The organism is Alkalicoccus luteus (assembly GCF_052061695.1).
Taxonomy (GTDB): Bacteria; Bacillota; Bacilli; order Bacillales; family Salisediminibacteriaceae; genus Alkalicoccus; species Alkalicoccus luteus.
In genome coordinates this window covers 76,545-90,679 of the sequence record NZ_JBPZEY010000003.1, presented here as the reverse complement: position 1 = coordinate 90,679, position 14,135 = coordinate 76,545, and the positions used below count along the sequence as shown (strand labels likewise).

Below are 14,135 nucleotides of genomic sequence, written 5' to 3'. Positions count from 1 at the left end.
GCCTAATGAAACGCCTCTCAAATAACATAGCAAAGCTGATCAGGAGGCTTGCGATACCTGCTTCATGAAAAAAGATCCCTTTCACCAGGGGTCTTTTTTGTATTTGTTGATCGTCATATATGAAGCATACTGCTTTTACCTTGAAGCCTGTTTAGCCCGTTCCACTTAATCAAGCCGATGAAATTATAGTTCCGATCGGTTTTGAATTGGCGTATACTGAATAGTAGCACAATTAGGTAAGAGAAAGGGGGCGAAACGATGGAGGAAATGAGAAAACTTTTTATCAAACAAGCATGGAGAAGCTATGTCATCGGTTCAACGGCAGCTCTTTTTTGCGCCGTGAGCCTGATTGTCTTCCACACGTCCCGACTGAGTGCGGGCGAGCTGTATATCGTGCTGCTCATTCTTTCCGTTTCGATCCCTGTCATGCTTCTTGCTGAATGGTACGCATTTAAGCGGGACACGACTTCGCTGCGCAAACTGACGTTTGAATCAACTCCGGAGGCATGGCAGGCAGCAGCGAAAGAAACATTGTATTTTCCGATTGCCTGCGTTAAACGCGTCATGCTCCCGCACTTTATAGGCATAAGTCTGCCGGCTGCTTCACTGACGTGGATGGCGATTCTCATGGATTTGCTTACGTTTTCACCGCTCTATATCCTCCTTGCAGTGATTGCAGGGCTCTTAATTGCTGGATTGCATGCGATGATAGAGTTTTTTTTAGTTTATCCGCTGAGCGTTAAACTGGCTGCGGTTTTACATGAACAGGCTCCAGTTCCTTCATCGATTGTTCACGATCGCTCTTTATTTGTCACCTCCTTCCGCCGTAAACTGATTGCGAGTCTAGTATTTACATCTGCCTTTCCGGTATTAATGCTGCTGCTATCGCTTCAGGTCAGACGCATGAGCGGTGTGACTGAATCAATAATCGAGTTTTGGACGTGGGCCTCTATTCTCGTTCTCATCACTGCAGGTACAGCCTGGGCTGGAGCCTGGCTGCTCTACCGCCATCTCCTGACCCCGCTCTCAAAGCTCCATGAAGGGTTTCGTCGGGTAAATGAAGGGGACTGGGCGCCGGTGCAATCATTGTTCGGGGATGAATTTGATGAACTCTCCAATGGATTCAATGCGATGATCAGCGGGCTGGAGCGCCGGGAGAAACGAAACCGTGAACTGCTGCAAAACGTGTTTTCGTTCTTTGCGGCAGCGCTTGATGCTAGAGATGAATACACGGCAGGCCACTCAAGGAGAGTAGCCTCTTATGCAGTTTCCATTGCGAAGGAAGCGGGATTTTCAGAGAGTGAGCAGGATCTGGTTTACAAAGCCGGACTGCTGCATGACGTGGGAAAGATCGGTGTTCCGGATGCTATATTGCTGAAAAAAGGCAAGCTGACAGAGGCCGAATTTGCTGCGATGAAGAAGCATCCTGAAATCGGGGAGCAAATGCTCATTGAAGCGAATCTGCCTGCTGAATGGATTGGCGTTCTGCCAGGCGTCAGGCATCATCACGAGCGCATGGATGGAACCGGCTATCCTGATGGACTGCAGGGAATGGAAATACCGATACTCGGCAGACTGCTCGCCGTTGCGGATTCGTTTGATGCAATGACATCAGACCGGCCTTATGTGAAAGGGATATCCGTTCAGCAGGCCCTCCTTGCCATTGAAGAGGGGAAGGGGCGTCAGTTTGATCCGAGGTTTGCAGACGCATTTCTGCACGTGATGAAATCCGCAAGCAAAGATAAAGGAATCCCGCTTGAGGCTGTCGAATAAATCAGAAATAGGAGGGGATTGGTCTGCGGTATTCAGAAGACATCCAGCATACGCTGACTTCCATGAAGCAGCGCGTATTGACTATCACCTCTTTAACCATTGCCGGACTTGGTATGTTATTTCTTGCAGCCAATTTCTTAAACGAACAATCATTAGGAAATATCAGTGTCACCTTGCTTGTCATTCCGGTATACGGTGCCGTAGTGGCTGCGCTTTTAGCCCGCAACCGGATAAACAGCAGTCTTCACAGCTATATTAATATTGGCGCTGTTTATGTGACGGGCATGTTAAGTGCTCATTTTTACGGCATGATTGGACCTGGGATGATGTTTTTTCTGGCATCCGGTTTTATGGCGACTATTCTGTTATCGAGGCGTCATGCCTATGTGCTGATCGGACTCAATCTTGTTACAGCTGCAGGTTATTACTATGTATGGACAACCGGATTTTTGACGTTTGGATTTGATGTAGCCGAATACGCGTCATCAACAGAAACGTTTATTTCCCGTGTCATGATGCTGGCATTTTTTGCAGGGCTGCTTTTTATTAACCAGCATCAGATCGTCGACTATTTGATGGGAACGCTGAAGGAAGTCGGGCAGACGCACCGCAAACTGGATGACCAATACAGGGAGACGGAATCAGCGCGCAAAAAACTGGAGCTCAGCGAGCAGAAATATCGTCTGCTTATTGATCATACAGATGATTTCATTTACAGTTTAACGCCTGAAGGAGACATCATTTCCATCAATCCGCCAATGGAAAAAGCGATGAATCTGGTGGAGACTGATATAGCCGGCACCTCAATGTTTCATTATTTGCCAAATAAGGAACATTCTCTGAAACTGGAAAAAGCGCTGTCGGATATTCGCGAGGGCAAGCCTTCTTCTGTCTATGTTGTTATGACAGAACAAGCTGGTGCGAGGCATGTTACGCTTACGCCGGTAACAGACACGGATGGAACAATCAGTCTGGTAACAGGGCGGGCCAATGATGTTACGAAACTACTCGAAAAAGAGCGGGAGATTAAGCGACTTGCCTTTTCGGATCCATTAACAGGGCTCGGCAACCGCACGACAATGGAATACGAGGTCAAGCAGCGGCTGAAGCGAAACGAACATTTTGCTTTGTTGTACTTTGATCTCGACCGGTTTAAAAAGGTGAATGATACACTCGGGCACACAGCTGGAGATGATTTGTTGAAGCAGATAGCCAGACGCGTGGAAACAGTGCTGAAGAAAGGAGCGCATGCAGCCAGAGTAGGCGGCGATGAATTTGCAGTCATTATAGAAGGAAATGGGCTTAACGAAGCCGAAACAATAAGGAGCATTCTTCTGGAACCGGTGATCGTAAATGACATCGCGTTTTATACAGGAGCCAGCATCGGCCTCGTCTGTTCTCCTGATCATGGCACTGAGCTTGAACAGCTGCTGCAAAAGGCGGATGAAGCGATGTATCGCTCAAAAGCAGCTGGCGGCGGCAAGGTCAGCGTATACGATGATTCAATGAGGGAGGAAACAATGCTGCTCGTCAAGCGGGAACACGAGCTGCGCCAAGCGCTGCAGCGTAGTGAGCTGAAGCTGCATTATCAGCCGGTTATCCATGCTGCAACCGGGAAAGTGCGCGGGATGGAGGCTCTGCTCCGCTGGGAAAATGAATTGTTCCCGGGTACAGGACCTCAGGAGTTTATCCCAATATTAGAAGCGAATGGGCTTATCACAGAATTTGGTGAATGGGTGCTGGAGCATGCGTGCGTTTTTGCAGAATCGTGCACGACGGCCGATTGGCGGCCTGTCGTATCAGTGAATGTTTCACCTGTTCAAATGAAGCAGCCCGAATTTGTGGAAACCGTGCGGAGTATCTTGGGACGAAGCTGTTTGGCACCTGAGCAGCTGGAGCTTGAAATTACAGAAGGCACGATGATGGATACGTCCAGTAAAACGATTCAGACGCTGGAGCAGCTGCGCGACGCAAGAATCCGTACAGCCCTCGATGATTTCGGAACAGGCTACAGCTCCCTCAGCTACTTGCGCAAGCTTCCGATTGATACACTGAAGCTGGACAAATCGTTTTTAAAGGAAGAATCGACGAGTCGGGTTGGCAAGCACGTAACAGATGCGGTTATTTCCATGGCACACGCACTGCGCCTTGATGTAGTTGCAGAAGGTGTCGAAACAGCGTCTCAGGCAGCGGATTTGCAAAAGCGCGGTTGTGATTTCATGCAGGGCTACTGCTTTTCAGAGCCGCTTGATTCAGAGTCATTTAAAACGTGGGTTAAATTAGAAAGGAGTGCAGCTGATGTTTTGCAGAAGAGCAGTGAAAGAGGACATTAATGACATTCAGGATATCGCCGTTCAATCCTGGCACGATACGTACGAAGGACTCATTCCTAGAGAGATCCAGGATGCTTTTTTAAATAAAGCCTATTCCTATGAACGAATGGAGGAAAGGCTGGAGAAAAACAACGTGTTTGTTTGTGAGAAAGCCGGTCATGTCATTGGCTTTACGTCTTTTTTTCATGAATCTGATACGTCTGCCGAGGTTTCTGCTATTTACGTGCTGCCGGGAGCGCAGCGCGAAGGAGTCGGGTCAGCTCTGATGAAACACATATGGGCTCACATGCAAAACGTGGAAGAGCTTTACGTTGACGTAGAAGCAGGGAACGAAAAAGCCGAAAACTTTTATGCAATGCTCGGATTTACGCTGCAGCAGGAATTTGATGAGGTATTTGAAGGTCATACGATGCGAACAAAACGCCTTCGCCTTACGGCAGCAGAAGCCTGTCAGCAAGCAATCTGACGCCGCAACAAATCAGATATTCATCAAAAAGCCGGCCCTCCCCATGACGGAGAGCCGGCTTTACCCATGTTTCTGATACGTGACGGCCTTCGCTTACCTACATCTTCACGGATGGGATCAGGCGAAAAATAAGCGGAAAACGATATGTCTCTCCAGTAATTGCTTTGACGGCACCGATAATAGTAAGAATGATCAATGCGATTCCTAATACCGACAGAATGATCCATCCTATTAAAATAAGTGTAAGAATACCGGCAATCACTGAATAAACGAAATAAGAGATAAATAAATTAAAATATTCCCGTCCATGATAATCAACAAACACAGAATCATTTTTTCGGATAATCCAGATTACGAGCGGAGCAATGATCGGAAAAAAGAAGCTCGTAATGTATATGAGTCCGGCTAAAAGCTTATCCTCCGATTTAACTTGATGCATACAGCATCCCTCCTTTCTGCTCTTATCCCCTAATCAAGCAGATTGTACACGTTTTACACGCGGCCGGGTCGAATAAAGAAGCAGGGCCGTCCATATTAAGATAAATGCGGCTGCATCGATGAACGTGAATGGCTCTCCGTAAAAGAATACGCCGAGCAGAAGCATCGAAGTCGGAGCAATATACTGGAGAAACCCTAATAAAGAGAGGGGGATTTTTCTGGCGGCTGTTCCAAACAAAAGCAGCGGAACAGCTGTCGCAATCCCGGTTCCGGCTAAAAGCAGAAAGACGTCTGAATCAGAGATATGAAAGGCTGACGCAATCGATTCATGAACGTACAGCAGATAAATCAGTGCAGCTGGCACAAGAAACAGCGTTTCAATGATCAGCCCGGTCATTGCACCAATCTGCGTTTGTTTTTTAACTAACCCGTACATGCCGAAACTCATCGCTAGAGCGAGCGCCACGTATGGGATCTGTCCGGCGCCAATTGTCACGATGAGCACACCGGTAAACGCGAGCGCAACGGCAGTTTGCTGTCTGGCAGAAAGGTCCTCTTTAAAAAACAAAACACCGAGAAGCACGTTAATCAGCGGATTTATGTAGTAGCCCAGGCTGACTTCAATGATTCTGTCCGCAGCAACCGCCCAGATAAAGAGGACCCAGTTGACGCTGATGAAGAAAGCACTCGTCAAAATGCCGACTGCAATTTTAGGGTGTGACACAATATACCGGATATCCTCTTTCAATAGAGATGTCTTCTTAAGAACGATAAATAACATGATCATAAACAACAATGACCAAATGATCCGGTGGGCAAGCACTTCTACGGCTGGAATTACTTCTAGCCATTTCCAATAGATGGGCAGCAGTCCCCACAGGGAGTAAGCGGCGATACCGGCAGAGACGCCAGACCGATGTTCGTTTGACATAACGACAACCTTCTCTCGACAATGCATTTAATCAGCTGACAAAACAATACTACGTTTCTAATGTACGCTTTTATACGAGAAAACTCAATCTGCGTGTGCTTATTGGTTGCAGGGGAGTGATCCTGCTACGTATACTGAAAAAGTATCAGCTCAAGACAGGAGGGATCATGCGTGAAAGCATTAGTACTGGAAGAAGCAGGCAAATGGGAAAGCATGAAGGTAGAAGAGCTGGATCGGCCGGTTCCTCAAGAGGGAGAGCTGCTTGTCCGCGTGAAGGCAGCAGGCTTGAATCCAGTGGACTACAAAACTGGAGAAAACGGATATCCGGGATGGACCTATCCGCACGTTCTCGGATTGGATACAGCTGGAGAAGTGGAAGAAACGGGACCTGGCACTGAAGGTTTCACAGCAGGAGATCCGGTGGTTGGTCTGAACAACATGGCCGAACGCGGCTCATTTGCAGAATTTACAATTTTAAAAGCTCATACTGCTGCGAAACTCCCGTATAACGTAACGTATACAGACGCAGCTGCCCTGCCGGTAGCGGGATACACGGCATATCAGGCTCTGTTTGAAAAGCTTCGCGTACGTGAAGGAGAATCTATTTTAATTCATGCTGGTGCGGGCGGAGTTGGTTCCTTTGCGATCCAGCTCGCAAAGGACGCAGGTCTGACTGTTTATACCACGGCGAGAAGTGTCAACCATGACTACGTGAAAGAGCTGGGAGCAGATGCTGCTGTCGACTATTCCGAAGAGTCGTTTGTTGACCGAATTTTACAGGAGACAGGCGGTCTCGGTGTAGATCATGTATTCGATACTGTAGGCACAGAAAATGCAGATGCTTCACTTAACGCGCTGGCGTATAACGGCCATGTCGTATTTATTGCCGGCGCACCGCATATGGATGATGCAGTTGATTTCCAGCATCCTAAATCATTTCACCAGGTTGCGCTCGGAAGCGTCTATCAGGCGGGAAGCATACGTGATGAGAAAAAAATTGCAGCGATGGGGAGTACGATGCTGTCGATGTTAAGTAATGGCCGTCTGAAAATACCGGCTGTTGAAAAGGTACCGATGGTAGATGTTCCTAAAGCGCTGCAGCGCATGAAGGAGCGCCACGTACGAGGTAAACTGATCGCTGAATGGTAGGAAACGAATGTAGAGACTGCAAACGTGAAGCCTGACAGGTGTTGGCTGCAGGATGAAAGCTTGATTCGAATGAAAAACCCGTCCGGGGAGAACCCCGGGCGGGTTTTTGTAGCGAGCAGAAAGCCGGAAATAGGGAACATATGACTGCTGCCGTTCAGCGTCCCTCTGCTGCTTAGGAGTATTATACAAAATATTTCGACAAATTTCTGTGTAAAACTGTGTATATTTATGACTGGTTGACAATACATGTAGGGGTATGTAAAATGAAAGTACACACTAAATACCCTTATGGGTATATATGAAAGAAGGGATTCCAGTTATGAAATCGTCCTGGCTTGATTGGATGAGACCTTATCATAAAGAGCATTTACAAGGAGATATCAGCGCCGGACTGATTGTGGCGGTTATGCTGATTCCTCAGGGAATGGCATATGCGATGCTTGCCGGCATGCCGCCCGTAACCGGTCTTTATGCTGCTGCGATTCCTATATTCATATACGCTATGATAGGCAGTTCCCGGCAGCTTGCAGTCGGTCCGGTAGCGGTTGTCTCGCTGCTCGTATTTGCCGGAGTGTCACCGCTCGCAGAGCCTGGCAGTTCCGAATACATGACACTTGCGGTGTTATTAATGCTGATGGTAGGAGTTATTCAGCTGCTGATGGGAGTTTTGCGGCTCGGCTTTATTACCAAGTTTTTCTCACATGCTGTTATCAGCGGCTTTACGTCTGCGGCAGCAATCGTGATAGCGTTCAGTCAGCTGAAACACATTGTAGGTCTTCCGCTTGAAAACAGCCAGCCAGCTGGTGCCGCAGCAGAGGCAGCGATGCAGCTATCGTCGTGGAATTGGGCAGCCGTCGGTCTGGCAGCTGCCGGAGTAATCGTTATTCTCGCATCGAAACGATTTATCCCGCTCATTCCGGGTCCGCTGGCGGCTGTTCTTCTTGGAATCGGTACCGTGATTTGGTTTAATTTGGATGCTGCAGGGGTATCCATCATTGGAGAGGTACCCGGTGGACTGCCGGCATTTTCATTGCCTGCTGTAACAGGAGATGCCGTAATGGCACTGTTGCCAACGGCGCTCACGATCTCCTTTATCGGTTTTATGGAATCGTTCGCCATGGCAAAAGTGATCGCGGCTAAAGAAAAACAGTATGTTTCAGCTGACAGGGAGCTTTCCGGCCTGGGAGCTGCCAATATCGGAGGTTCGTTCTTTGGGGGCTTTCCGGTAACGGGAGGATTTTCACGATCCGCGGTCAATTACGATGCGGGTGCTAAAACCCCGCTTGCTTCCATTATTACAGCGGTGCTGCTGCTGCTGACACTGCAATTTTTCACTGGTGCATTTTACTATCTGCCAAATGCAATTCTCGCTTCTGTCATTATCGTAGCTGTTTATAAGCTGATTGATTGGAAGGAAGCAGTATCTCTTTTTAAGCTGCGCAAGGCAGATGGTGCAGTTTGGATGATCACCTTCGGAGCAACCTTGCTGATCGGTGTCGAGCAGGGGATCTTTATTGGTATTGGTATCTCCCTGCTGGTGTTTATTTGGAGCAGTGCTTATCCGCACACGGCAGCGCTAGGATGGCTGGAGGAGAGCAGGACTTACCGCAACGTGAAACGCTATCCGCACGCAGAGGAAAGAGAAGGAATCTTTATGCTCCGCATCGATGCACCTCTTTATTTTGCGAATGCGGCTTTTGTAGAAAGCAGAATCGAGGAGGGGCTCGTTGCAAGGCCGGAAACGACGGAAGTTATCCTGGATTTTTCCGGGGTGAATTCGATGGATGCTGTAGCCGTTCATGAACTCGAGCAGTGGGAGAAAATGCTGCAGGATCGGGGCATTACCTTGACGATCGTCGATATAAAAGGACCGGTTCGCGATATTCTTCGTAAAGCAGAATGGGAAGAAGATCGTCTGCAGATGACGCTTCAAAATAGGTACCGCACAACTCATATACGTTGACCAGATGCAGCCCGTCATGTACGATATACCCATAGATGTATAATCAAAGGAGGCAGACGCATGTTTCATACAACCTATTCATCCCCATATTCCGTCGATGAGACAGTTGAAAAGTTAACCGCTTCGTTTCAAGACGTACAATTTGGTGTGCTTTGGGATTTTGATGTTAAAGCAAAGCTCGACGAAAAAGAAGTCGGTCTTGATCACGAATTCCGCATTATGGAAGTCTGCAATCCAAAAATCGCCAAAAACGTATTAACAGAAACGATGCTGGCAGGTTATTTTCTTCCATGCAAAGTCGTTGTATATGATGATCATGGACAAACGAAAGTCGGCATGCCGAATCCGACTGCATTAATGGAGCTTGTTGGAGAGCCGCAGGTACTTGAAACAGCGAAAGACGTAGAACAACGCATGAGTGATGCGATGGAAGCCGCTGTAAAGTAAAGAAAGAAGGGATTACGATGGAATACACTCCACAAATGAAAAATCGAATGAAACGGGTGGAAGGACAGGTCAAGGCTGTGCTTCGAATGATGGAAGAGGGGAAAGACTGCCGCGAGCTTGTTGGACAAATGTCTGCTGCCCGAAACGCAATGGACCGTGCAATCGGGGTTGTTGTCAGTTCTAATCTTGAACAGTGTGTACGCCAGCAGATTGAGAATGGCGAAGATTCTGAAGAGATGATTCAGGAAGCGGTTAATATGCTCGTGAAAACGAGATAGGTTTGCTTGTGAGCCCGCTTTAAAGGCGGGCTTCATAAAAGATGCTTAAAGGGTTGACTTGTAATACCTATAAGGGTATGCTAGGAATCAAGCAGCCGGTTACCGGCTAAAAAATTTTGTAACTTAATATACCCATACAGGTATTAGTATTATGAAGGAGGTTATTTTTATGACAGAGAAAAAGTCTACGAACATTATTTTATTCAGCGGTGATTACGACAAAGCAATGGCCGCCTTCATTATCGCCAACGGTGCTGCGGCATACGATCATGATGTGACGATCTTCGCAACATTCTGGGGGCTGAATGCATTCCGCAAAGAAGAAAACATCGATGTAGATAAAGGGAAAATGGAGAAGATGTTTGAGAAAATGATGCCGCGCGGAGCTGAAAAAATGGGTCTCTCAAACATGAACTTTGGCGGCATGGGTCAAAAAATGATTAAAAAAGTAATGAAGAAGCATCAGGCGATGCCGCTGTCAGATTTAATCGAAATGGCCCAGGAGCAGGAAGTGAAGCTCGTAGCCTGCACGATGACGATGGATCTGCTCGGTCTGCAAAAAGAAGAACTGCTGGATGGTGTAGAATACGGCGGCGTTGCAGCTTATCTTGCAGATGCGGAAGACGGAAACGTCAATCTGTTTATCTAATAAACTCTCAGGAGGAAAACAAATGAAGGAAATTCAAGCAACACAGGTAACCACGTATCTAAATGACTATCAGCTGATTGATGTAAGAGAATCGTTTGAAACAGAAAAAGGTATGATTCCTGGAGCGCTGCATATTCCTCTCGGTGAGCTGCCTGGTAAACTATCGACCCTTGGTAAAGGAAAGCCGTTACTGTTCATATGCCGCTCCGGATCAAGAAGCGAACGAGCAGCATTATTCTCAGAAGCGCAAGGGTATCAAACAGCTAACATGACTGGTGGAATGTTTCAGTATTCAGGCAGGACGATCCTGCCCGCACACACTTGAGGAGGTTTTACTATGACAATTAAAGCAGATCAAACGCTGGATGCAAAAGGGCTTGCCTGTCCGATGCCGATTGTAAAAACGAAAAAAGCAATTGGAACGATGGAACCAGGTCGCGTCCTTGAAATTCAGGCGACAGATGAAGGATCACTGGCTGACTTAAAAGCCTGGTCTGAAAAGGGCGGCCACCAATATATCGGCACGAAGCGTGATGGAGATGTTTTGATTCATTACGTAAGAAAATCTACCGGCGAAGAAAAAGAAGATATGACATTTCCTCATACAGTAAGCAATGAAGAACTTGAGGAAAAGCTCGGTGCAGATGCACAAATCGTCGATGTAAGAGAAGCAGCTGAATACTCATTCAGTCATATACCTGGGTCTGTATCGATTCCTCTAGGTGAACTGGACTCTCGTTTATCAGAGCTGGACAAAACAAAGGAAACATTTGTTGTTTGCCGAACAGGAAATCGAAGCGATTTAGCTGCGCAAAAGCTGGAAGCGAATGATTTTAATCAAGTGAAAAACGTTGTTCCAGGGATGAGCAAGTGGAATGGTCCTGTAGAAGAAAACGAATAGTTCGTAATTAGGAGGTTTGAAACATGACAGTAACAGCATGGAAAGCAAGCGAGGTAGCAGAACGTGTTATTCAAAAAAAGGACGTTTTCGTTCTGGATGTCCGGAACGAAGACGCATTCGCAGACTGGAAGATTGAATCAGAATCCTTCACGTATAAAAACGTGCCGTACTTCGATCTGCTGGATGGAGTAGAAGAGCTCGTACCAGAGCTTCCCCAAGATAAAGAAATCCTGGTCGTCTGTGCAAAGGTCGGGTCTTCCCAGATGGTAGCTGAGATGCTTTCAGATGAAGGTTTGGATGTTGCCTATTTAGAAGGAGGAATGAAAGCATGGAGCGAGCATCTCGAACCTGTAAAGGTCGGGGATCTGCCTGGCGGGGAGCTGTATCAATTCGTACGATTAGGAAAAGGCTGTCTCTCCTATATGGCGATTTCTAATGGAGAAGCAGCAATTATCGATGCAACACGTATGACAGACACCTTTATTTCATTTGCTGAAGAAAAGCAGGCTGTGATCAAGCACGTATTTGATACGCACCTGCATGCCGACCATATTTCAGGCGGCCGTGAGATTGCAGAGAAAACCGGTGCGAGCTATTGGCTTCCGCCAGCGGACGCAGAAGAAGTGGTTTTCTCTTATGAAAAGGTAACAGATGGAACGAATGTGCAGATTGGGGATACAACCATCGACATCAATGCGCTGTATTCACCAGGGCATACGATTGGCTCCACTTCCTTTGTCATTGACAACCGTTTTCTGCTCTCTGGAGACATTCTGTTTATCGATTCAATTGGACGGCCAGACCTAGCTGGAAAAGCAGAGGACTGGGTAGGGGATCTTCGGGAAACACTTTATACCCGGTATCGCAGCCTGGCGGAAGAGTTGATTGTACTGCCGGCGCACTTCATGATCATGGATGAAGTCCAGGATGATGGAAGCGTTCAGGAAAAACTGGGCGTATTGTTTAACGAAAATCACGGGCTGAATATTGAAAGTGAAGAAGACTTCCGTGCACTCGTTATAGAAAACCTGCCGCCGCAGCCAAATTCTCATCAGGAAATCAGACAGACGAACATGGGGCGTCTTAATCCAGATGATGAAAAGAAACGCGAAATGGAAATCGGACCAAACCGCTGTGCGGTAAAAGCACAATAACTCAGGAGGAGGATGATGATGAACGCAGATAAAGTACTCGATGCAAAAGGAATGGCATGCCCAATGCCGATTGTAAAAACGAAAAAGGCAATGACAGATCTTGAATCCGGTCAGGTGCTGGAAGTTGTCGCCACGGACCAGGGAGCAAAAGCAGATATCGCAGCTTGGTCGAAATCAGGGGGGCACAAACTCCTTGAAACTGTGGAAGAAGAGGGCGTCCTGACATTCTGGATTCAAAAAGGATAATCAGATCATGAGAAACCGGTCGGCAGCCTGCCGGCCGGTTTTACCTTATTCCTGTCAATCAGCTACATAAAATAGTTTCTAATCTTTATACCTGAATCTAAAGTTGTAGTAAAGCGTTTCTTTTCCTGTTAAACTGGGTATACTAGTACTTAGTATGCAGGTAAAGGAGTCGAGCCTATGGCTGAAATAATTCTAATGTCTCATCTTCCTTCTGTTGTGCCGGAAGCTGGCATGCACGTCGATGCCGAACTGGCTCCAGGCTCAAGGGAGCTGACAGTCCGCTATGAACCGGATATGGTGCATGTGTCGACATTCTTAAGCAGCAGCTACCGTTCCGCAATTGAAACAACCTATTCGCTTGCAGCGGCACTAGGCGTTCGATGGCGTCCGCTGCTCCGTCACGAACCCTTTTTTGCGTCGTTTGATGATCACGGGCAGTGGGAAAAGAGCGTTGACCGGTTTTTAAGGGGGGAGCTGTCTGAAGATGAATCAGGTGCCACTTTGCAGGCGGTGCAAGAAGGTATCTGTTTCAGCGTTGAAACAACGTTGAAGGCACTTCCGGACGAACAGTATCTGGCGCTGGTCGGATCTCCCGTTCAGCTTGCGCTGCTAGCTGAAGCATCTGGAGAGGTAAAAGCGGCAGATGCCTTTCATATGCTGCAGACAGGTATGATTGTCAACGTGTCCTGTCTGAAGGATCGGATTCGCCGTTAGGAGGAAACGGGTGTGGAAATTATCATCTTTGGCGACACACATACCGATTCGTATGCACACCTTCCCGAACAGTTGAGGAAGCTGATGGTGCAGGCGGACGTATTAATACATACAGGGGACTGGGACAGCCTGTCGCTTTTTGAAGCGGTTTCTCATCTCGGTATCCCGCTTTATAGTGCGGCGGGGAACACGGACCCTCCGGAGCTTCACGCTAGGCTGGGGAGCTCTCAGCGCTTCCAGGCAGCCGGCAGAAGTTTTGGCGTGGTTCACGGACACGAAGGACACGGTAAAACGACAGAGGAACGGGCGAAGCGTTGGTTTAACGACATGATGCCTGACTTTGTCTGTTTCGGACACTCTCACATTCCTTACCTCCGGTATCATGGTCAAACCCTGCTTTTAAATCCGGGGTCAGCAATGTATCGCCGAAAGATGCCATACCGGTCAGCGATCCAGCTGCGCCTGAAGCCGTCACTGGAAGTAAGGCACGTTTTCTTATAATTGACAGCTGTGTGACCCTGTGCTATTCTTTTCAAGGCTTACTATACGTACACCTGCGGAGCAGGAGAGGTTCTAGCTAAACCCTCTATAAAAAACTAGGTCTCTTCACGTTCCTGAATGTGGAGATGGCTTCGTTTTTTGGAGGAAATCCAGAGGACGAGGCCTTTTTTTGATTTCAATCAAATGCTCATA

16 protein-coding genes and 1 riboswitch are annotated in these 14,135 nt (G+C 47.6%); of the genes, 14 read left to right on the top strand and 2 right to left on the bottom strand.

Annotated features, from left to right (window positions below):
• The first annotated feature begins 258 nt into the window (after positions 1-258).
• The 3 genes from ACSZLD_RS04545 (at position 259) to ACSZLD_RS04535 (ending at position 4,572) form a co-directional block, all read left to right on the top strand.
• A complete protein-coding gene (locus ACSZLD_RS04545) occupies positions 259-1,773 on the top strand; it encodes an HD domain-containing phosphohydrolase (protein ID WP_444684375.1) in 1,515 nt (504 codons plus the stop codon).
• A 62-nt stretch (positions 1,774-1,835) separates the two neighbouring features.
• On the top strand, positions 1,836-4,106 hold the full coding sequence (locus ACSZLD_RS04540) for a putative bifunctional diguanylate cyclase/phosphodiesterase (RefSeq protein ID WP_444684374.1): 2,271 nt from the start codon (positions 1,836-1,838) through the stop codon (positions 4,104-4,106).
• A complete protein-coding gene (locus tag ACSZLD_RS04535) occupies positions 4,072-4,572 on the top strand; it encodes a GNAT family N-acetyltransferase (protein WP_377907992.1) in 501 nt (166 codons plus the stop codon). Before ACSZLD_RS04540 ends, ACSZLD_RS04535 begins: the two co-directional genes overlap by 35 nt.
• A gap of 97 nt (positions 4,573-4,669) precedes the next feature.
• Here ACSZLD_RS04535 and ACSZLD_RS04530 read toward each other — a convergent pair whose 3' ends face one another.
• Complete coding sequence (locus tag ACSZLD_RS04530) at positions 4,670-5,011, bottom strand: DUF4870 domain-containing protein (protein ID WP_377907993.1); 342 nt, start codon at positions 5,009-5,011, stop codon at positions 4,670-4,672.
• A 33-nt stretch (positions 5,012-5,044) separates the two neighbouring features.
• Positions 5,045-5,941 (bottom strand): EamA family transporter RarD, encoded by an 897-nt coding sequence (rarD, locus tag ACSZLD_RS04525; RefSeq protein ID WP_444684373.1) that lies wholly within the window; start codon positions 5,939-5,941, stop codon positions 5,045-5,047.
• Between the two features lie 171 nt (positions 5,942-6,112).
• On the opposite strand from rarD, the gene ACSZLD_RS04520 reads away from it, so the two are divergent.
• The 11 genes from ACSZLD_RS04520 (at position 6,113) to ACSZLD_RS04470 (ending at position 13,943) form a co-directional block, all read left to right on the top strand.
• A complete protein-coding gene (locus tag ACSZLD_RS04520; RefSeq protein WP_377907995.1) occupies positions 6,113-7,090 on the top strand; it encodes a zinc-binding dehydrogenase in 978 nt (325 codons plus the stop codon).
• A 319-nt stretch (positions 7,091-7,409) separates the two neighbouring features.
• A complete protein-coding gene (locus tag ACSZLD_RS04515; protein ID WP_444684372.1) occupies positions 7,410-9,053 on the top strand; it encodes a SulP family inorganic anion transporter in 1,644 nt (547 codons plus the stop codon).
• 60 nt (positions 9,054-9,113) lie between these two features.
• The gene (locus ACSZLD_RS04510; RefSeq protein WP_377907997.1) at positions 9,114-9,500 is read left to right on the top strand and encodes a DUF302 domain-containing protein; all 387 of its coding nucleotides are present in this window, start codon (positions 9,114-9,116) and stop codon (positions 9,498-9,500) included.
• A gap of 17 nt (positions 9,501-9,517) precedes the next feature.
• Positions 9,518-9,778, top strand: a complete 261-nt coding sequence (locus ACSZLD_RS04505) for a metal-sensitive transcriptional regulator (RefSeq protein WP_168008925.1) — start codon at positions 9,518-9,520, stop codon at positions 9,776-9,778.
• 169 nt (positions 9,779-9,947) lie between these two features.
• A complete protein-coding gene (locus ACSZLD_RS04500; protein ID WP_377907998.1) occupies positions 9,948-10,427 on the top strand; it encodes a DsrE/DsrF/DrsH-like family protein in 480 nt (159 codons plus the stop codon).
• Between the two features lie 22 nt (positions 10,428-10,449).
• A complete protein-coding gene (locus ACSZLD_RS04495; protein ID WP_444684371.1) occupies positions 10,450-10,752 on the top strand; it encodes a rhodanese-like domain-containing protein in 303 nt (100 codons plus the stop codon).
• 12 nt (positions 10,753-10,764) lie between these two features.
• Positions 10,765-11,328: a sulfurtransferase TusA family protein gene (locus tag ACSZLD_RS04490; RefSeq protein ID WP_377908000.1), complete on the top strand. Its 564-nt coding sequence runs from the start codon at positions 10,765-10,767 to the stop codon at positions 11,326-11,328.
• Between the two features lie 23 nt (positions 11,329-11,351).
• Entirely contained in the window at positions 11,352-12,482 is a 1,131-nt protein-coding gene (locus ACSZLD_RS04485) for an MBL fold metallo-hydrolase (protein ID WP_444684370.1), read from the top strand.
• Between the two features lie 18 nt (positions 12,483-12,500).
• Positions 12,501-12,728, top strand: coding sequence for a sulfurtransferase TusA family protein (locus ACSZLD_RS04480; RefSeq protein ID WP_444684638.1), 228 nt, complete (start codon positions 12,501-12,503; stop codon positions 12,726-12,728).
• A gap of 177 nt (positions 12,729-12,905) precedes the next feature.
• Positions 12,906-13,442 carry a hypothetical protein gene (locus tag ACSZLD_RS04475; RefSeq protein ID WP_444684369.1) on the top strand — a complete coding sequence of 179 codons (537 nt, stop codon included), beginning with the start codon at positions 12,906-12,908 and terminating at the stop codon, positions 13,440-13,442.
• 12 nt (positions 13,443-13,454) lie between these two features.
• Positions 13,455-13,943, top strand: coding sequence for a metallophosphoesterase family protein (locus ACSZLD_RS04470; protein ID WP_444684368.1), 489 nt, complete (start codon positions 13,455-13,457; stop codon positions 13,941-13,943).
• A gap of 60 nt (positions 13,944-14,003) precedes the next feature.
• A riboswitch (PreQ1 riboswitch) is annotated at positions 14,004-14,048 on the top strand.
• The last annotated feature ends 87 nt before the right edge of the window (positions 14,049-14,135 follow it).

Coding starts and splice junctions, on each gene's coding strand:
- ACSZLD_RS04495 (WP_444684371.1), top strand. CDS start 10,450: ATGAAGGAAATTCAAGCAACACAGGTAACCACGTATCTAAATGACTAT.
- ACSZLD_RS04480 (WP_444684638.1), top strand. CDS start 12,501: ATGAACGCAGATAAAGTACTCGATGCAAAAGGAATGGCATGCCCAATG.
- ACSZLD_RS04540 (WP_444684374.1), top strand. CDS start 1,836: ATGAAGCAGCGCGTATTGACTATCACCTCTTTAACCATTGCCGGACTT.
- rarD (WP_444684373.1), bottom strand. CDS start 5,941: ATGTCAAACGAACATCGGTCTGGCGTCTCTGCCGGTATCGCCGCTTAC.
- ACSZLD_RS04505 (WP_168008925.1), top strand. CDS start 9,518: ATGGAATACACTCCACAAATGAAAAATCGAATGAAACGGGTGGAAGGA.
- ACSZLD_RS04535 (WP_377907992.1), top strand. CDS start 4,072: ATGTTTTGCAGAAGAGCAGTGAAAGAGGACATTAATGACATTCAGGAT.
- ACSZLD_RS04530 (WP_377907993.1), bottom strand. CDS start 5,011: ATGCATCAAGTTAAATCGGAGGATAAGCTTTTAGCCGGACTCATATAC.
- ACSZLD_RS04485 (WP_444684370.1), top strand. CDS start 11,352: ATGACAGTAACAGCATGGAAAGCAAGCGAGGTAGCAGAACGTGTTATT.
- ACSZLD_RS04500 (WP_377907998.1), top strand. CDS start 9,948: ATGACAGAGAAAAAGTCTACGAACATTATTTTATTCAGCGGTGATTAC.
- ACSZLD_RS04510 (WP_377907997.1), top strand. CDS start 9,114: ATGTTTCATACAACCTATTCATCCCCATATTCCGTCGATGAGACAGTT.
- ACSZLD_RS04490 (WP_377908000.1), top strand. CDS start 10,765: ATGACAATTAAAGCAGATCAAACGCTGGATGCAAAAGGGCTTGCCTGT.
- ACSZLD_RS04545 (WP_444684375.1), top strand. CDS start 259: ATGGAGGAAATGAGAAAACTTTTTATCAAACAAGCATGGAGAAGCTAT.
- ACSZLD_RS04515 (WP_444684372.1), top strand. CDS start 7,410: ATGAAATCGTCCTGGCTTGATTGGATGAGACCTTATCATAAAGAGCAT.
- ACSZLD_RS04475 (WP_444684369.1), top strand. CDS start 12,906: ATGGCTGAAATAATTCTAATGTCTCATCTTCCTTCTGTTGTGCCGGAA.